Source organism: Vibrio sp. 99-70-13A1 (assembly GCF_013114625.1).
Lineage (GTDB): Bacteria > Pseudomonadota > Gammaproteobacteria > Enterobacterales > Vibrionaceae > Vibrio.
In genome coordinates, this window is the sequence record NZ_VTXD01000027.1 from 1 (window position 1) to 18,792 (window position 18,792).

Annotated in this window: 19 protein-coding genes, 1 rRNA gene and 1 riboswitch; of the genes, 14 read left to right on the forward strand and 6 right to left on the reverse strand. The window is 41.7% G+C overall.

Features of this window, described 5'->3' with window-relative positions:
- Both F0226_RS16000 and F0226_RS16005 read right to left on the reverse strand, forming a co-directional pair.
- Positions 1-94, reverse strand: a 16S ribosomal RNA gene (locus F0226_RS16000); the annotation flags it as partial.
- A gap of 564 nt (positions 95-658) precedes the next feature.
- The gene (locus F0226_RS16005) at positions 659-1,183 is read right to left on the reverse strand and encodes a DUF3087 family protein (RefSeq protein ID WP_171736577.1); all 525 of its coding nucleotides are present in this window, start codon (positions 1,181-1,183) and stop codon (positions 659-661) included.
- A 239-nt stretch (positions 1,184-1,422) separates the two neighbouring features.
- Between F0226_RS16005 and trmY the strand changes: the two genes are divergently transcribed.
- The 3 genes from trmY to sigZ all read left to right on the forward strand — a co-directional run bounded on the left by trmY (position 1,423) and on the right by sigZ (position 3,143).
- Entirely contained in the window at positions 1,423-2,022 is a 600-nt protein-coding gene (gene trmY, locus F0226_RS16010) for a tRNA (pseudouridine(54)-N(1))-methyltransferase TrmY (protein ID WP_171736578.1), read from the forward strand.
- A 256-nt stretch (positions 2,023-2,278) separates the two neighbouring features.
- Entirely contained in the window at positions 2,279-2,575 is a 297-nt protein-coding gene (locus F0226_RS16015; RefSeq protein ID WP_171736579.1) for a metalloregulator ArsR/SmtB family transcription factor, read from the forward strand.
- Positions 2,559-3,143 carry an RNA polymerase sigma factor SigZ gene (sigZ, locus tag F0226_RS16020; protein ID WP_171736580.1) on the forward strand — a complete coding sequence of 195 codons (585 nt, stop codon included), beginning with the start codon at positions 2,559-2,561 and terminating at the stop codon, positions 3,141-3,143. The genes F0226_RS16015 and sigZ overlap by 17 nt, the downstream gene beginning before the upstream one ends.
- Positions 3,144-3,337: 194 nt before the next feature.
- On the opposite strand, the gene F0226_RS16025 is transcribed toward sigZ, so the two are convergent.
- Positions 3,338-3,952, reverse strand: coding sequence for a YitT family protein (locus tag F0226_RS16025; RefSeq protein WP_171736581.1), 615 nt, complete (start codon positions 3,950-3,952; stop codon positions 3,338-3,340).
- Positions 3,953-4,438: 486 nt separating this feature from the next.
- On the opposite strand from F0226_RS16025, the gene F0226_RS16030 reads away from it, so the two are divergent.
- The 4 genes from F0226_RS16030 (at position 4,439) to F0226_RS16045 (ending at position 7,274) form a co-directional block, all read left to right on the forward strand.
- Positions 4,439-4,621, forward strand: coding sequence for a hypothetical protein (locus tag F0226_RS16030; RefSeq protein WP_171736582.1), 183 nt, complete (start codon positions 4,439-4,441; stop codon positions 4,619-4,621).
- Between the two features lie 63 nt (positions 4,622-4,684).
- A complete protein-coding gene (locus F0226_RS16035; protein ID WP_171736583.1) occupies positions 4,685-5,902 on the forward strand; it encodes an MFS transporter in 1,218 nt (405 codons plus the stop codon).
- A gap of 235 nt (positions 5,903-6,137) precedes the next feature.
- Positions 6,138-6,833: a sulfite exporter TauE/SafE family protein gene (locus F0226_RS16040; RefSeq protein ID WP_171736630.1), complete on the forward strand. Its 696-nt coding sequence runs from the start codon at positions 6,138-6,140 to the stop codon at positions 6,831-6,833.
- Between the two features lie 69 nt (positions 6,834-6,902).
- Positions 6,903-7,274, forward strand: a complete 372-nt coding sequence (locus F0226_RS16045; protein ID WP_171736584.1) for an MmcQ/YjbR family DNA-binding protein — start codon at positions 6,903-6,905, stop codon at positions 7,272-7,274.
- Between the two features lie 35 nt (positions 7,275-7,309).
- Here F0226_RS16045 and F0226_RS16050 read toward each other — a convergent pair whose 3' ends face one another.
- Positions 7,310-8,062, reverse strand: coding sequence for a phosphatase PAP2 family protein (locus tag F0226_RS16050; RefSeq protein ID WP_171736631.1), 753 nt, complete (start codon positions 8,060-8,062; stop codon positions 7,310-7,312).
- Positions 8,063-8,561: 499 nt separating this feature from the next.
- Positions 8,562-8,740: riboswitch (FMN riboswitch) on the forward strand.
- 147 nt (positions 8,741-8,887) lie between these two features.
- Between F0226_RS16050 and ribB the strand changes: the two genes are divergently transcribed.
- The 6 genes from ribB (at position 8,888) to F0226_RS16080 (ending at position 15,938) form a co-directional block, all read left to right on the forward strand.
- On the forward strand, positions 8,888-9,544 hold the full coding sequence (ribB, locus tag F0226_RS16055) for a 3,4-dihydroxy-2-butanone-4-phosphate synthase (protein ID WP_171736585.1): 657 nt from the start codon (positions 8,888-8,890) through the stop codon (positions 9,542-9,544).
- Positions 9,545-9,773: 229 nt separating this feature from the next.
- On the forward strand, positions 9,774-11,309 hold the full coding sequence (locus F0226_RS16060) for an ABC transporter substrate-binding protein (protein WP_171736586.1): 1,536 nt from the start codon (positions 9,774-9,776) through the stop codon (positions 11,307-11,309).
- Positions 11,302-12,315, forward strand: a complete 1,014-nt coding sequence (locus tag F0226_RS16065) for an ABC transporter permease (RefSeq protein ID WP_171736587.1) — start codon at positions 11,302-11,304, stop codon at positions 12,313-12,315. The genes F0226_RS16060 and F0226_RS16065 overlap by 8 nt, the downstream gene beginning before the upstream one ends.
- Entirely contained in the window at positions 12,312-13,187 is an 876-nt protein-coding gene (locus tag F0226_RS16070; RefSeq protein WP_171736588.1) for an ABC transporter permease, read from the forward strand. The genes F0226_RS16065 and F0226_RS16070 overlap by 4 nt, the downstream gene beginning before the upstream one ends.
- A complete protein-coding gene (locus tag F0226_RS16075; RefSeq protein ID WP_171736589.1) occupies positions 13,184-14,644 on the forward strand; it encodes an ATP-binding cassette domain-containing protein in 1,461 nt (486 codons plus the stop codon). The genes F0226_RS16070 and F0226_RS16075 overlap by 4 nt, the downstream gene beginning before the upstream one ends.
- Before the next feature lie 445 nt (positions 14,645-15,089).
- A complete protein-coding gene (locus F0226_RS16080) occupies positions 15,090-15,938 on the forward strand; it encodes a hypothetical protein (RefSeq protein WP_171736590.1) in 849 nt (282 codons plus the stop codon).
- A gap of 227 nt (positions 15,939-16,165) precedes the next feature.
- On the opposite strand, the gene F0226_RS16085 is transcribed toward F0226_RS16080, so the two are convergent.
- The gene (locus F0226_RS16085; RefSeq protein WP_171736591.1) at positions 16,166-17,068 is read right to left on the reverse strand and encodes a LysR family transcriptional regulator; all 903 of its coding nucleotides are present in this window, start codon (positions 17,066-17,068) and stop codon (positions 16,166-16,168) included.
- Positions 17,069-17,254: 186 nt separating this feature from the next.
- Here F0226_RS16085 and F0226_RS16090 point away from each other — a divergent pair, with 186 nt between their 5' ends.
- Positions 17,255-17,893, forward strand: coding sequence for an NAD(P)-dependent oxidoreductase (locus F0226_RS16090; RefSeq protein WP_171736592.1), 639 nt, complete (start codon positions 17,255-17,257; stop codon positions 17,891-17,893).
- 116 nt (positions 17,894-18,009) lie between these two features.
- Here the strand turns inward: F0226_RS16090 and F0226_RS16095 are convergent, their stop codons facing one another.
- Positions 18,010-18,663: a cupin domain-containing protein gene (locus F0226_RS16095; RefSeq protein WP_171736593.1), complete on the reverse strand. Its 654-nt coding sequence runs from the start codon at positions 18,661-18,663 to the stop codon at positions 18,010-18,012.
- Between the last annotated feature and the right edge of the window lie 129 nt (positions 18,664-18,792).

The window sequence follows — 18,792 nt, forward strand, 5'->3', positions numbered from 1 at the left end:
ATCCGAAGAATCAATAATGTCGTTTCCGCTCGACTTGCATGTGTTAGGCCTGCCGCCAGCGTTCAATCTGAGCCATGATCAAACTCTTCAATTTAAGATTTTGTGACTCAACGAATACTGACTTCAAAACTACTATGTAATTTTAAAGTTATTATCATTCCAACAGAATGATAATGAATTGACTGTGCCAAATAATTTCTTTCTACAAGAGAAAGTCGTTATTCGTATTGGTCACTCAGTTCATTGAAATCATTTTGTTACCGAAGTAACTGCTATTACGCTCTTTCGAAAAAGAACCAATAACGTTTTGATATTCATCAACGAGTGCCCACACAGATTGATAGGTTTAAATTGTTAAAGAGCTTTGCTTTTCGAACGCTTCCTTTTAACAAGGAACCTCTCAAAGCGGACGTGAATTCTAGCGATTTAATTTTAAGTGTCAAACACTTTTTAAAATTAATTTCTTTCGAACTTTTCGTCTTACTGATTACTGCTGAAGCCTTGTGGCGTCTGCCGTGTCAGTGAGGCGGCATTATAGAGAACATCTAAAACTTGGCAACCCCTTTTCTTAAAAAAATCAAAAAAAACGGTTCAACCGTTCAAAAGTCAATCAAACGAGGATTTATTGATTATTAAGTGTTCAAAACAGGCTGTAAAGTCACAGTTTATCTATCAAACTCTTATCAAAATCTGCAATATTCAAGTCAAACTCCCAACGTAATGCTTCTTCTACAAGTTTTTCTAATGCTGTTTCTACAGAGTTGATTGTCAGCGTGTTGTTATCGAGCTCATATACTTGCTTTTGAGTCGTGTAATAGAAAAAAAGAACCGTTAATGCATCTCGATTACCCGATTCGGCCTCTCGTTTAATACGCTTTAATTTTCTATAAATGTGGTTATGGATCTGCTTCAGGTCCCAAACGTATAAGGCCTCTTTCAAATAAGGATGGTTTTTAAATACTTTGATCGCGCAAACATTCACTGCGATAGCAATGATTACGCCGATGACATTTAAATGAAAGTTACCGGTTGACTCCCCACTTACCGATTCAGTAAAGCCAAATAATGAAATAAGCATTGAACTTGAGCCAATTGCTATGAGCGCAAGAGACGCAACTAATGTAATCAACAATACATTCATCTTCTTTCTGTATTCAGTTTTCTCTATTTTTTGTAATTTCATTAATGACTTCCTTCTATTAATGCCCATCATCTTACCTATGGATCTTTTGTCTTCAAGTTTTGCAAACATTCCTGTGGCTCTTATGTCTTATTAAGAATGTCTTTGACCGTATTCTTCCGATTTGAACAACAGCATTTGACTTCATTAATAGAAAGGAGTTACATACCGCATCAAACTGTACTCATCTATTTATTCGATATACCTATCTTGGTGATATCGAAGCTACCAAGGTATTTGCTATGCGTTCATTTGTTTTAAGAGCTCGCGCTGCTCCAACAGAAAGTCACCTTATCCTTGAAGGTGTCGGTCAAGATGCTCATACAGAGATTCTTGCCCATACTCTTATGAATACAATCTTTGTGGCGCAATCTCACCGTGCTGATGTCACTGTTCATCTGGTGTTAGAAAGTACCAAAGACTTTTCGCGTACCATTACTTTCGATTCAAATAAAATTACTAATATTGGCGGGTTTCATGAAGCGGCCTTATTAGCAGCGGTTGTAAGAGCTACCGATGCATCGAAAGGAATGACCAAAGAGCAAAGCCGTCAAGTCGAACCTGGTATCACTGTTCGAACGATGAGCTTTGAAAAGCTGGTTAAAGAATTAGCAGAAGACCACCAGCTATATATGATGGATAAAAAGGGAACGTTCGTTAGAGATGCAGAGATTACAGAGAACCCATGTTTCTTATTAACAGACCATATTCCGATGCCGAAAAAGAGCTATAACAGCTTAAAGAGATTAGGCACTGAAAAAATAAGTCTCGGTCCAAATATGCTTTTCGCGTCTCAATGTGTTGTGTTAATCAACAATGAGCTGGATTTACGTGATTTTTAATTCCTTGGTTTTGGAATAAGCACATTCTGTTTATAGATAAAGGTGAACTCATTCATCTTTATCTTCTTATCTTCTTATCTTCTTATCTTCTTATCTTCTTATCTTCTTATCTTCTTATCTTCTTATCTTCTTATCTTCTTATCTTCTTATCTTCTTAAAGCTTTATCTAAATTGACATCTTGTTTTAGCTTTTAAATCACTATTTGTAATTAATATTTATTTCGACTATTATCGAATTAAATATTAAGGAACACACATGAACATAGAAGCTGTAGCGAAAGCACTTAAAGAATTGGGTCACCCGATTCGATTATCTATTTATAAGAGTGTTGTTAAAGCGGGTTACCAAGGCGTTGCTGTTGGCGGCTTGCAGGAAGAGTTAGGTATCCCAGGCTCTACCTTGTCTCATCACATTTCAAGCCTAGCGTCGGCAGGGCTAATCAGCCAAAGACGTGAGGGGAGAACCCTATTTTGTGTAGCAGAGTATGAATGCCTCGAAGGTGTGATTGATTTCTTACAAGACGAATGTTGCGTAAATGAACAGTGCAAATAGTACCGTTCTGCAATTAGAACAAGTGTGGAAAGACTACCAACAAGCACTGAAAACTTTTCTTCATTCTAAAGTTAATAACTCAGCAGATGTTGATGACCTACTGCAAGAAATTTTGATCAAGACTTATCAAAGCTTAAATACTGTCCAAGATGCAGACAGCGTAAAGGCATGGCTATTTCAACTGGCAAATCGAACCATTATTGATTTTTACCGAAAACGAGCTCGCCAGCAAAGAGACCATGAACTTGATGCGCAAGATTTATGGTTTACGAATGACGATCATGATTCTAGTTTTGAGCAAGATTTATCAAAGTGTATTGAACCTTTTATCCAAGCTTTACCGGAGCAGAATGCTTCTCTATTGTTTGCAATTGATATTAAAGGTCAAAGCCAAAAAGCACTCGCTCAACAACAAAATATCAGTTACTCCACGATGAAATCTCGTGTGCAAAAGAGTCGAAATGAATTGAAGAAGCTGTTTGAAGAGTGTTGTCATTTATCCCTTGATAGCCATGGCAATGTCATCGACTGTGATTCCAAATCGGGGAATGGCTGCGAAAAATGTTAGTTACCTTCTTAGCACATTAATATTAGCACCGTGACGGTTTAACTAAATACGCTTACGAATAGACTACAAACAAAAAAGCCCGCTTAACTCACCATGAAGTTAAGCGGGCTTTTTGCGATATGTATGATGTGAGAGACCCAAGGCTTCCCTAACTCTCAAGGCATTTAACTCTCAAGGTATTAAACTATTGCTGTTTATGCTGCTTTCGTTTGTTGCACTGGCTGGTAACGACCCGGTTTGTGGTTCATCGCCAGAATTAAGTTCGTCACCACTGCGCCAACAACCGAAAGTAAGATCAGTGTGATATCCACAATAAAGAGCGACAATACAACAATTGTGCAATCTAACACCATTTGGATCTTGCCCGCACGAATGCCAAAACGCTCTTGCAGATACAAAGCCAGAATATTAAAACCACCTAGGCTCATCTTATGCCTGAAGATGACCAACATCCCCATACCAATCAAACCGCCACCAATGATAGCGGCATAAATAGTATTAATTTCTGCTATTTGGATTACATGATGCAAGTGATCCACAGCAAACGAGACAATAGAAACGGCAACAAAGGTATTTATGGTAAAACGCCAACCCATTCGGGTAACAGAAAGAATATAGAAAGGAAGGTTGAGGGCGAAAAAGATTTGCCCGAAACTAAAATCAGAGACCTTAGTTAAAAAGATAGCTAACCCCGCGGTTCCACCTGTCAGTAGACCCACTTGATTGAAGAAGATGACGCCTAATGAAACCAGTGCGCTACCTAATAGAAGAGCCAATAGGTTCTCTCGAAGATTATGATCTTTATCCATGCGCTTATTGCTTCCTTATCCCTAAATTTAAAGCTCTTTACTTCATCATGAGTAAAGTGATCGAGCGCATAAAATGACGATCTTTGTAAACAATGTCGAGGAACCAACTGCTGTTAATTTTTAATTACTGTGTAAGAATTATGTTACACACCTAAAAATCAAGCGACCTAAGCAACATGGAAATTCGACAACTTTATTACATCTTTCGACCTGTAATTGCCCTTTCTCATCATCCTTTTGGTCGCCACTCTTAGTAATAATGTCGATTTCCGTAAAACCATTTTTGTAATAGTTATTTCTATTAAGCACGAAGCAGGTTGATCGAATCTCTAGCTCTTACATCCATAAACTGCGTGTAGCAGCTGACCTTACTTAACCAATCTATGCACAAAATGCATAAATTGAATCACATATTCTCATTTGTCAGCGTTTCATGGCGGCTTTATGATGCGCGCCTATTTAAGACAGACCAAGATTTCGTGACTTATGTTCTCACAATCACTTTTCGCTCAGCTATGCAGGATGATCATATTACTGATCATTAGCTTAGTCATTGTTCATCACAGCAAGCCTTTGATTGAGCTATTAGCCCAGCACGCCGTTAACAGCGGGTGCCACCAGCAACCTGAAGAGCACAATATGATCGATCACCAACATCATCACCACTAAACCAGCAATAGCTCTAACAATTCACCACACCGCGATACACCATTACTAACAACGAGTACTAACATGAGCATTTTCCGTTTTCCTTTATTAGTATGGCTAGGGATTGGCACACTGATTATTAGTCTAGGGATTAGACAATCATTTGGCATTTTCATGATGCCAATTTCAGAACATTTTGGCACTGGTCGAGAGTTCTTCAGTTTTGCTATCGCACTTCAAAACCTTCTCTTTGGTGTGTTTCAACCTTTTGTCGGCATGGCAGCAGATAAATGGGGCGCGAGAAAAATCATCATTGCAGGCGCTTGTGCTTACGGTTTAGGTTTATTACTGACTTCAGTGGCTACAGAGTCAAGCATGTTATACGTATCACTTGGTGCTTTAATTGGTTTAGGGCTAAGTGCGACTAGCTATGTGATTGTACTTGGCGCTGTAGCAAAAGTAGTGCCTGCGGAACATGCAGCAAAAGCCTTTGGTTTAACAACGGCTGCAGGTTCATTTGGTATGTTTGCAGTGATCCCCGGGGCGCAATACATGTTAAATGAATTTAACTGGCAAACCGCCATGCAAGTATTCGCACTTTTAACCTGTTTCATGATTTCGTTTGCATTGTTTATGAGGGCTCCAAAAGCTAAAACAGCGATCAATCAAAAAGTTCAAATTGAAGATACACAAACCTTGAAAGAAGCATTAAGAGAGGCGTTTTCTCACAAGGGATATTGGCTTATTCATGCTGGATTCTTTGTTTGTGGCTTTCACGTCATGTTTATTGCGACTCACTTACCAAGTTATTTAGCAGATAAAGATTTACCCGCAAGTAGCGCCGCGATGGCTTTGGCATACGTGGGTATATTTAATATCTTCGGTTCATACTTCTGGGGAGTAATGGGAGACAAATTCAGTAAACGCCATGTCATGTCTGCTTTATATTTAGTAAGAACGGTGGTGATTGCCGCTTTCGTAACACTTCCAGTAACTGAATCAACGGCTGCACTATTTGGTGGTGCGATTGGTTTTTGTTGGTTAGGCACAGTGCCGCTGACTTCAGGGCTTGTCAGACAGATTTTTGGGGCACGCTACCTTTCAAGTCTTTACGGTTTGGTTTTCTTTACTCACCAAGTCGGCAGCTTCTTAGGCGCGTGGGCAGGTGGTCGCATTTACGATTACTACGGGTCATATGAGCCAATTTGGTGGTCAACAGTTGTATTGGCATTCCTTGCCGCTCTAATACACTTACCTATCAATGATAAACCCGTAACACGTCTTCAACCTGCATTTGCTTAACGCTTTTCTATAGGGAATAAATGTATGTTTATTCCCTGTTTATTTGTCTGAAAACCCATTAACTCTTGAATGATTCACCCTTCTTATGTATCACTGTAATAACATGATCCTATGAAGAAATACTTACCGTAATTGCATCAATCCCGATGACTTTACTTTATAGTGCTCATTCAGCCCTCATACTCTAACAATGCATATGCTCACAGACTACTTTGACCAAACCGTCTTAATCGCCATGACTCTCATCTTTCTTGGGTCATTCGTCCAAACTGCGATTGGATTTGGCTTAGCTATTGTTGCAGCTCCTGTACTTTTCCTTATTTCACCCGACTATGTGCCCGCGCCAATTTGTTTAATTGGGCTGTTCATTTCAATATTGAATGCAATGAAGCACCGCTCCAATATTTCTATTGGAGGCTTGAAAGTAGCCCTGATTGGACGAATCCCAGGATCAATTGCAGGTGGTTTTTTATTGGTGATGGTGTCAACTCAGGTGCTGTCTCTTTGGTTGGGTCTGCTGGTTGTTCTTGCCGTTATCATTAGTTTGCTGCCTTTTAGAATTGAGCCCACACCGATCAAAATGGGTATTGCAGGTTTTTTCTCTGGTTTCTTTGGTACCAGCTCTGGCATTGGTGGTCCCCCAATGGCGCTATTGCTTCAGCATCAAGAAGCCAACCAACTTCGCGGCAATTTATCCGCCTTTTTTGTCTTTAGCTCTATCATCTCGTTGATAGTACAGATTCCTGCTGGTTTCTTTACTTTGCACCACCTATGGATAACGATGCCACTTATTCCAGCTTCTTGGCTTGGCTACAAGTTAGCCTTACTAACCACTCAGACGCTCCCTAAAGAAAAGATTCGTATCGGAGCTCTTGTTCTTTGCTCAGCAAGTGGGATAACCGCCGTTTGGCAAGGAGTCAGTGGCTTTTAATACATAACTAACAACCCCAATACCATAGTGAGTAGATAGATAAATGAAAGGATAAAGAAGGTTCAGAATATGACTTATGATGAATACAATGAATTTTGCAAAGCCCTCCCCGCGACGAGTTATGTCGTGCAGTGGAATAACTCCCACGTATGGAAGGTTGGAGGGAAAGTGTTCGCTATTGGTGGCTGGGGACCGAATGACCAACCTGCTTTTATCTTTAAAACATCAAACCTAAATTATGATTTTCTGAGTGATCAACCGGGGTATAAACCCGCACCATATTTTGCTTCTAGAGGGATGAAGTGGATACAGCACTATGAATCCACGCCAAGCTCTGATGAAGAGCTGATCTACTATCTGAAAGAGTCTTATAGAATCGTCTCTCTCGGGTTAACAAAGAAGAAGCAAAAGGAGTTAGGATTAAATCAAGAAATCGAATGACCGGAAAAATCCCCAAGAATCAAATCAAAGCCTTGTTAAATTAAACCCTTGTTAAATAATACTGTTGGTAAATATTGTTTAAGCACAGGGATAGGAATTTTCGGCACCATTAGATAAATCAGTGCAGCTAACACGACAGAGCCAATCAAGTCTTCTGGTCGATGCATGCCTAGCCATAACCGGCTGTAAGCCACACCAGCAGCCCAAATCATCAGCCCAGCGACCCAAGTAAACTTGCGGTTTTCAAAAAACAACCCACCAAAGAAAGCTATACAAATCGCAACAAAAATAGTGTGCCCTGAAGGAAAAGAGTAATCCTGCTCCCCAAGCCAATGGTGCACTCGCCACTCACTCACATTAGATTTAACGTTCATGATCACTTCATTTTTTTCACTAAGCGACAATTGATAAAAACTTTCAGGAAGTTCGATTAAATCCACTTGAGCAAGGTACTCAGTATAAGGTCGCGGGCTTTCTGTAGAATGCTTTAAGAATGTCTTAGCTGAGAAGCAAATCACTAACAGTAATGAGAGTTGAATAGCCAAGCTTAAAAACTTAATTCGAGGGAATTTTAGTCGCAGCGCCAATGCACTCAGCACCGTTAAAGTTACAAGAAATCCAGAACTGCCAGCGGAGTCCGTCAGCAGCGTCATGAAACGCCCTACAAAATCGCCAACGGGTTGCCCAAGGTCAACATCAATACCAATCAGTACAACTGGTAAAAGAGAATAAAGGCTAAAGGCTAATAGCAATAATCCTTTAGATTTTTGGGCAATATAGTTAATCATTGTCACTCTGCAGTCCATGCGAAAGGGCGCATCCTAACGTAGCAAAATATCAACAACATCAGGTTTATGTCAGAAATGTTATCCTAAGGCAAAATAACCCTACTTATAGAATGACTTATTCGATTGCGCGGTCAACTTGACTAAAACACCAACCTACGACGCTTAATATTTGATTCAGAATAAAGAAACGCTCAAACACCGTATCTGCTAAATTCTTTAAAAGTACCTTCTAACTAGCTTCTATCTAGCTTCTATCTAGCTTCTATCTAGCTTCTAAGCATTAGACAACTGACTCTTCAGATAAATATCTTCTCTTTAATTCCACTTACGAGCATTAAATGACCAAGTAGCGTTCACCTAACGGTAAAATGAGTGAAACTTTGCGACCAGTCCTTTAAATCCAAGAATGAAAGGATTACCATTCCCTCGCTCATTACGTTCCTGAAATTTAAATCACAACACGATTTAGACTTGCAACGAATGAAGCGACATATTTAATTTTTATTCTCAGGGCGGGGCGCAATTCCCCACCGGCGGTATGTTTAGTTTTCATCCACATTCAATTTGTTTATGTCTGAATGAACCTAAATAAGCCCGCGAGCGCTCGATACGTCGAGGTCAGCAGATCTGGTGAGATGCCAGAGCCGACGGTTATAGTCCGGATGAGAGAGAATGAAAACACACCACTCAATATGATGAAGTGGTGTATTTCGTTTTGGATAAAACCATTACGCATGTAATCACTGCTTTAATAAGCAGGGGTTACTGTGTGTGTTTTTAATCCCTCATACAGCCCTGATTCTGGTGATATTTAGGAGTTTAACCATGAATCAGTCTTCACTACTTGCCGAATTTGGCGAACCAATTACTCGCGTAGAAAACGCCCTAGAAGCCTTAAGAGAAGGTCGTGGCGTATTACTTTTAGACGATGAAAGTCGTGAAAATGAAGGTGATATTATCTACTCTGTCGAGCACCTAACTGACGCTCAAATGGCACTCATGATCCGCGAATGTAGCGGCATTGTTTGCCTATGTCTGACCGACGAACAAGCAAATCAGCTTGATCTTCCTCCAATGGTTGTTGATAACAACAGTGCGAATCAAACCGCATTCACTGTGACTATTGAGGCGAAAGAAGGCGTGACTACAGGCGTATCTGCAAAAGATCGCGTGACGACCATCAAAACAGCTGCAAACCCAAATGCGAAGCCATCTGACCTTGCTCGCCCTGGTCATGTTTTCCCATTACGTGCACGTAAAGGTGGCGTTTTAGCTCGCCGTGGTCATACAGAAGGCACGGTCGATTTAATGCAAATGGCGGGTTTTGCTCCTGCTGGCGTATTATGTGAAGTAACCAACCCAGACGGCACCATGGCGAAAGCCCCTGAGATCGTAGCGTTTGGTAAATTGCACAACATGCCAGTACTGACCATTGAAGATATGGTGATGTATCGCAACAAGTTTGACCTGAAGCTTGCTTAATCAAGCGTATTTAACAGGCTAATCCGCCCACTTATGGCTGAAAACGTCGTTAGATAACCCGCTTTACCTCCAAAAACATTCAAAATTTAGAGCCTCACTGATTTCAGTGGGGCTTTTTTCATACTCACGTCCGATAAAAAACCAAGCTAATTAGCAACTATTATCATTAACAATACATTTTTGTTATGTTATAACATTGCGAATTATTAATCGTAACTAGGACAAAAGCATGAAAAAGCTTGCCGCACTGGCACTACTTTCCATCAGTGCACTACTCATATGGATATTTGTACCATCGAAAGAAACACAACCAACCACTCTCAACATTTCTGGTCCCTTTGAATTCACCGACCAAGATTTATCGAAAAACGGCTATTTATTTACACGATTACAAGTCGTTGAAGCGCTGACTGCTATCGATAAGTCAGGCAACGTCACACCTTTATTAGCGAAAGAATGGACAACTAGCGCAAACAATTTACGCTGGGAATTTACATTGCGCACAGACGTTGTTTTCCACGATGGTTCACCGCTTACCGCGCAAGCTGTTCAAACATCTCTTTCTCACGCTTTAAAAAAACCTGGCGTATTAAAACGTGTACCCATTAAAGAAATATCAGCTTCAGACAACCTTCTAGTCATAGAGCTATCTCAACCTTATCGACCATTACTGGCAGTGTTAGCGCATTACACGGCAGCGATTGCAGCACCAAGTTCGTTTGATCAACAAGGAAATGTGGCACAACTGAGTGGTACTGGTCCTTATAAAATTCAAGAGTTACAAGCTCCTCATAAAGCGCATGTTGTCAAAAATGCTGACTACTGGGGCACAAAAGCCTCGATTGAACATGTTCACTACCTTGCAGGTCATCGCTCTGAAAGCCGTGCTTTATTAGCACAAACAGGGCAAGCTGATCTGGTTTATACACTAGACCCAGCCAGTATCGACCTACTTGAGTCAGCGAAAAATGTTGAGCTAGTGATGGAGTCCATCCCAAGAACAATCCTAATTAAGCTGAATAATGAACACCCACTTTTAGATCATTCAGATGTGCGTCAAGCTATCAGTTTAGCTTTGGACCGAACTGGTATTTCAAAACAAATCGTCCGCGTTCCTGGTTCTGAAGCGTATCAACTGTTTGCCCCTTCTCTTGGCGCATGGCACATCGATTCCCTTAAGCAAACTCAACGCAATATCAACCAAGCGAAAAAATTGCTCGCAGGGCAAGGTTGGCAGGAAAATGAGGAAGGTATCCTTTCGCGAGAAGGCAAGCCATTCGATATTACTTTAACTACCTACTCAGACAGACCAGAGTTACCTATCGTGGCAACCGCGATTCAAGCTCAGCTTAAAGAAGTTGGCATTCAGGTGAATGTTTCTATCGACAACTCAAGTGCGATTCCATCCAAGCACAAAGACGGCACCTTAGAAATGGCGCTCGTGGCGCGTAATTTTGGCACTACAGCGGATCCCCTAGCCTTACTAATGCGCGATTTTGCTAGCCATAAAGGCAGTGACTGGGGACCAATGAACTGGTCTTCTGATGAGTTCAGTAGCTTACTTCAACGTCTATCGGTTGAACCAAATCAAGAGCAATATAATCGAATGACTCAAGAGGCTTCATCTATATTAGCGGAAGAAATGCCACTGATTCCTGTGACTTTCTACACTCAGTTAGTTGCGGTCAATGAACGTGTTAACCACTTCTCTTTTGACCCATTTGAAATCAACTACCGCATCTCAGAGATGACGATTAATGATTAATATCTTAATCCGAAGACTACTCCAAGCCGGCTTTGTGGCTTGGAGCATCGGAACACTCACTTTCATTTTAATGCGCTTGTTACCTGGCGACTTTGCTTTTCGAATTGCAGCGGGTCGCTACGGGTACGATTATGTGGATGCAGATGCAGCACAAGCGGTTTACCAAGAACTAGGGCTTGATCGCTCAGGCTTTCAGCTATACATCGAATGGCTGTGGGATCTTCTCCATTTTGACCTAGGGACCTCATTGATTAGTGGTACCCCTGTCATTGACGAAATCAGCCACCAGCTCGGGCACTCCATTTTATTGGCAGTAGTTGCGACCGTCATCTCCCTTATCATTGCTATTCCCATCGGTATTTATTGTGGAAGGCGAACCGACTCTTTTGCAGATCACTTCTCGCTATTAGGTTCCATCATCTTAAGAGCCCAGCCTGTATTTCTGATTGGTTTGGCTTTGGTGATTATCTTTGCGTTACAACTGAATTGGCTGCCTGTGGCTGGCTTTGGACGAGTCGAGTTTATTATTTTACCCGCCCTCGCCTTAGCGCTATCTCTGGCTGCAATGTCTAGCCGTCTTATAAGAAATGCCACTCATGATGCCATCACAGCACCGCATTTTTTATTCGCTCGTTTAAAAGGACTAACTGAGGCGCAAGCTTTTCAGCATCACGCTCATAAACACATCGCTTTACCTGTTATTACTTTTGTTGGCGTTCAAGCAACCGGGTTAATTGAAGGGATCATTATGATCGAGTCATTATTCTCTTGGCCGGGTATTGGTCACGCGTTAGCGCATGCGATTTTCCGTAGAGATATCCCAATGATCCAAGGTTCTGCTCTGCTAATGGGGCTTTTGTTTGTGGTCATCAATACCTTAGTCGATCTTGTAAACTACCAATTGGATCCAAGGCAACGCGTGAATAAACCCTCTGCTTTATTTTCAAAATTCGCACCTAATAAACAACAAGCAGAACCCGAAAAAAAGAAGGTTAAGATCGTATGAATTTAACAAAGCCGCAATGGTTAGGTCTGATTATCTTAGCCGCCTTGTTATGCGTAGTCATGCTAGAACGGACTGTCTATCAAGGTGATATTGCCAAGCAAAACTTAGACCTTGCATTCACAACGCCTTCTGTCGAAGAACCTTTAGGCAGAGACCATTTTGGACGCAGCAATTTAGCGAGGTTAAGCCACGCCATCACCACCTCACTTTCCATGGCGTTAATCAGTATTACCACGGCTGCGCTATTAGGTACTTCCATGGGCGTGATAGCAGGTTGGAAACAAGGATGGTGGGATAAAGTCTTTTCATTCAATGTGAATATGATACTCGCCATGCCCGGCTTAATCCTCGTCTTACTTTTCGCGGCTATGGTTCCGGGCTCCTTCCTCATTCTTTACATCGCCATATCTCTCATGCTGTGGGTGGACTTTTTCCGTGTATCACGTAACCGAACGTTGTCACTCATTCAGTCGCCGGCTGTAGAAGCGTCTCGACTTTATGGCTTCAACCATTGGTATATTTTCAAGCGTCATTTATGGCCAGATTGCCGAAACGACTTATTTACTCTGTTCTGCTTTGGTACTGGTAATTCAATACTGGCGCTTGCATCTTTAGGCTTTCTGCATGTTGGGCTTAAGCCGCCGGAAGCTGAGCTCGGCTTAATGATGGTTGAACTATTCCGTTACTACCACCAAGCCCCTTGGGTTTTGATTCAACCAGTACTCACCGTTTTTCTTCTCGTATTAAGCTTTCATTTATTAGCCCAAGGCAAGCGTCTCACTCAGCAAAAAAAACATTCGCATAATGAACCGAGGTCTAAACAAGAAAAATCGCAACCAGGCAAACAAGCGGACAAAGGAGTAACAGCATGAACACAATGCTAAAAATTGAAAATCTTTCGATTCATACTGACACTCAAACCTTAGTCCAGAACTTAAGTTTAGACTTATATCCTCAGCGTCCGCTCACCATTTTGGGTGAAACAGGCGCGGGAAAAAGCTTAATCGCGGCGGCCGTCGCAGGCACATTGCCAGATGCCTTAAAGCCAGAAGGCGACATTACTTTATTTGATGAGCTTAACCCTTTAAATCGAGAACGGTTTTGGGGAAAAGAAATCGCTTTATTACCTCAAGAGCCGTGGCTAGCACTCAACCCGCTTCGCACAATTGCCGCGCAAATAAACGAAGTCCATAAGCTGGTTTTAAACAAAGATCGCTCCCAGAGTGACACCCTCACCCACCGTGCACTTCAACAAATGGAACTGGATAAAGATGGAGGTAAACACCCATTTGAACTTTCTGGTGGAATGGCGCAACGTGCAGCGTATTTATGCGCGACTCAAGCAGGAGGCAAACTGTTAATTGCAGATGAACCCACAAAAGGCTTAGACGAAAGCCGACGTGATCACGTTGGGCAACTTCTCCTTTCTCACTGCCAACCGTTTGAAAATGAGAAACCCGGCGGGCTGCTCACTATTACTCATGACATTAAGCTGGCTAAAATGTTAGGTGGTGACATTATCGTCATGAAAGAAGGTGAAATTGTAGAACAAGGTGACGCGAAAGCTATTTTAGAACAGCCACAAGCCGCCTATACAAAAGCGCTTATTCGAGCGCAACCTGAATATTGGTCATTTGATCAGCCCACTTCTTCACAGCCTTTAAATGAATCAAGTAGCCAAACTGCTCCCGCAGAGGTTGGTATACAAAGCGGGCAGAAGCCATTGCTTGAAGTTGAAGGTTTAGCTATTTACCGCGACCAAAAAATACTCTTTTCAGATCTGACGTTCTCATTATCACAAGGTGAAATATTGGGAGTTTATGGTGATAGCGGATGCGGTAAATCTTCTCTTGCCGACACTTTACTAGGGCTGCATAACGACTTTTCCGGCAATATCAACTGGCTTCAAAAAATCGAAAAAGGGCAACGACTTAAACTTTATCAAGATCCACCAAGTGCGCATTCTCCTCACACAACACTAAAAACGTTACTTGATGACTTATGTGCACTTCACAAGCTAAATCGCTCCAAGATACCTGCACTTCTAGATAGATTAAGCCTTGATTCTGCTCTGCTTGAGCGTCCATCAAGCCAAGTATCTGGAGGAGAGTTACAGCGGTTTGCCATTTTACGAGCACTACTGATGAGCCCAAAACTGTTAATTGCAGATGAGCCCTCATCAAGGTTAGACCCAATTACAGCAGCACAAACACTAAAGCTGATTGTTGAAGTATCGAAAGAAGCTAATTGCGGTCTTATCTTGATCAGCCATGATCAACTGGCTTTAAGTAAACTGTGTAATAAAGTGATCGACTTATCGCGTTATTGATTTATGGAGCTATTGATTTATCAAGCTGCTAACTTGCCGAGCTATTGACTTACCGAACTATTGATTTAACGAACTATTGACTTAACGAGCTATCAACCCGAACAAGCTTAAAGGTTACCTGTCTTCCCACTGACATATTAGACGTAAATCTTTAGTCATCTCTTCACCATCCACTCTCTAAATGTACATCTCTGTGTAACCCAATCTGGCTAGCCTTGTAAAGAGGTTAGCCATTTAGGCTCTTTAGCTTTCAGGAATAACGACGCTGAAGAGCATTAAAGTCGCTTACTTCTTCTGCCTTTCTCACTAGTTTAGTGATCCAGTGCACTGTTCTAGAGCAGACACATAAATGGAAAAAATATAACTCATTGATTTATTTAAATTAAAAACATGGCACAGATAATGAACTACCACTAAATAGGTATAAACATAAAAGGAGTTAGATATGTTTGTCATTATTTCAATTGTTACATCATTAGTAATACTCGCGACCTTATTTCACTATTCAACAAAGCGACAAGCGACACTCAGCCAGAAGTTTGAAACGCTAGTGTTGATAAGACAGATACTGCAACTATCACGACAGCACCGAGCTGCTACTCACTACGCACTGTCTTGCAAACTCACCAGTGAAGCTATTTCTAAGGTCAATGAAATCTATGCTGACATCCTTGAAACATCCGACTCATTACAAACTAAAGCACAGTTAGATAGCCGACCAATGTACCGGATCTATCAAAACAAACTTAAAGCGATGCATGATGATTGGCAAACCCGAAGCTTAGTCCGTAACCAAACGATACATGGTAAGAACATCAGACATAGCATGTACTTGCTAGATGAAGTGATGATCAACTGGCTTATTCAATCTGAACGTGAAGATATGATGAACGAATATCATATGAATTGGCAGCAAGTGCTGGACAGCATGGAAGTTCTCACCAAGCTACGAATTTGTCTTCCTAATATGGATACGATTGACGACCAACAAAGAATCAAATTTTACTGTGAAAAGACCGTTCGTAAACTTAACCAACTAGCGCTGATATGCCCACTGAGTATTGCCTCACCAATAGGTAGCCGAGCAATACACGAACTATCAGAGTTAGCGGTCAGTGAGACCATCACTTTACCGCCAAAAGCGATGTACGATTTAACTAGCGATGTTTCAACGGTTATCGCACAAGTATTTGACCAAGTTTTATCAGAGATGACCGAAAGTTTGTATCAACCTCTACCTAATATTCCATTAGGTATGGTTGAGGGTCATCAAAGCAAACATAGCTATGTATAAAAATGGTTATGTCTAAAAGTGACGTTGTATAAAGCCGCTATACATAGAAATCGTTATGTGTAGCCGCTATCTAAATCGATGGGAGCATTTATGACAAGGAGGGAATCAATAGGCAGTAAATGAAACAAGGCAGTCCTTTATTAGCAATCAAACACTAGAACTTCTCAATTGAGTTCAAATCCGATATCCGTTTTGGTATCGGATTTTTGTCTTTTGGAAACAAGCCTTCACCGCGAAGCGTCGCCAAGTTTAATATCAGAACTCCAAGATTGTGCAACAAAATCAATAAACTGTCGCACTATAGGCAATTGATAACTGCGAGAAAGATAAACCGCCCATAGCACACTGCTAGGCACAACAAATTCACTAAGGATAGGCTGCAACTTCCCGCTATTAATTAAAGGGTTTGCCAGATCACAAGGCAGGTGGACAATGCCTTTCCCGTGTTGTGCAGCACGGGCTAATACACCAATATCATTGGCGATTATCGTTCCTTTTACCTCAACAGCTTTATGCTGATTATCTTTGACAAACGTCCAAGAGGAAGCACCTAAGTGTCTAAAGCAGTTATGATCTTTCAGATCGTCAATATGCTGAGGTTCACCATACTTAGACAAATACTTAGCAGAAGCACACACTACGGAATCAATAACCATCAACTTGCGAGCGATCAAACTGTCGTCAGGTTGATCTGTATAGCGAAGAGCGATATCTATCCTTTCATCGACCAACTGCGCAAAATGATCCGATGCAAACAGTTCAACCGTGATATTGGGATGCAATTCAGTGAACTGCTCCACGACGTCGAGTAAGATATTTTGAGTTAACCCTATCGGCGCGGCAACACGAATTGTGCCCGATAACTGATCATTTCGATTCAAGGCGGTCAGTTCTAATTCGGTGGTTTCATACAGTATTTTTTCACAACGATTTAATGCCTCCTCTCCAGCAGTTGTGAGGCTCACCTTTCGTGTTGTACGATGCAGCAATCGTTGTTTCAACCAGGCTTCAATCTCTTGAACATGGCGTGATACCTGTAAGCGGCTTAATCCTAAATGCTCAGCGGCTTGGGTAAAGCTGGCACAATTTGCCACCTCTACAAAGCTGCGCATTGCCGTTAATTTATCCATCACACACTCCCAACTTTTTCTGATTATCAGGTTTGATTCGAGCTTAGCGGCTTAACCAAGTCAATTAGATAACTATATAGATACAATCTACATCATTTGGCGATATTTATCGCAACCTAGTGAGCTATTAGACTGCAATGGCTGTCGAGAAAACGACTCAATAAATTAGATGATTGGAGAAACATTATGAAAATTGCAGTATTAGGCGCTTCAGGTTGGATTGGTAGTCACATCGCTCAAGAAGCTCAATCTCGTGGGCATGAGGTGGTTGCAGTCGTTAGAGATCCTAGCCGAGTAGAATTAGACAATGTAGAAGTGCGTCAATTGGATCTACTCAGTGATGTCACAAATCTATCCGATGTTTTGTTTGGTGTAGACGCAGTGATCGCATCAATTGGTGGGCGTGCAATGGGTAATCATGACATTGTAAACAACACTGCTAAAAAGCTACTGGCTTCATTACCAAGCCTGAACATCCATCGCTTACTTTGGGTGGGCGGAGCAGGTTCACTTGAAGTGGCTCCTAATATCGCTCTGGTTACCGTTCCTGATTTCCCAGCTGATTACAAAAACGAAGCTCTAGCACAAGGTGAAGCTCTAGAAACCTTCAAGCAGTCTAGTAATGAACTTAACTGGACTTTCATTAGCCCTGCGGCTGAAATATTCCCCGGAGATAAGCTCTCGACTTACCGTACTGGCGGTGATCAACTGCTTACAGACGACGCAGGCAACAGCAGGATCTCAGTCAGCGATTACGCAATCGCAATGATTGATGAGTTAGAAGCTGGTCAGTATCCACGCCAACGTATTGGTGTCGCTTACTAGCTTACTAGCTTAGTGTTCATTAGGTACGTAAAAATAATAGACGCATAGAGACAAACGTTAAAAAGCCGCTGACTTGAAAGAAGCGGCTTTGACAATTGTGTTGGTCGAGTTAATCACTATATCAATGGCAGGTGCCCAGTTTTCACCAAGATAATCGTCTCTTCTTCCACATAGGGGAAATGCTCACTCATATGAGGGCTGCGCATCCAAGTATGCTTTGGGTATTCGCCATGTTCATCTTTAAAAGTGCCAGACAACACAAAGATCTCTTCACCTCCAAAATGACGATGCGGCTGAAAACGCTCGCCGACAGGCCACTTCACTAATGCGACATGCTCATGTTCAAATTCATGCAGGGGCATCACTTGTAAACCACCAATACCCGCAAGCCATTCCGTTTCTAGAGTATTGATACGAACTTGAGCTAAGTCCCTTGAATCAAACTGATTAAGCTTAACCAAGATCGTGCAGCCACCTTTACTCGATGGGGAATGCGCACTACCCGGCGGATTACGAAGATAAGTACCCGCTGGGAAATCTCCGGTCTCATCAGAGAAGATACCCTCTAATACGAAGATCTCTTCACCTTGCGGATGCGGGTGCTCAGAGAACGAAGATTGAGGATCGTACTTCACCACACTAGTCGTGTGACCCGATTCTTTCTCTTCTCTTTCTAGAGGCTTGCGCCATACCCCTTTGGCAGGGCTCGCGACCCAATCTAGTGGCTCGGTTTCTATAACCAATCTCTTTGAAAAGTCCATGTTGAACATAATGGCGACCTTACTCTTGTTATCGTTTTAATTATTCTTTTTATCTTTCTAGCATTTATTCTACGCGAATACTGAAGCAAATAGCGATGAACAGCTGCAGGTGAAAAGTTCCGCGTTTTATTAGTTACG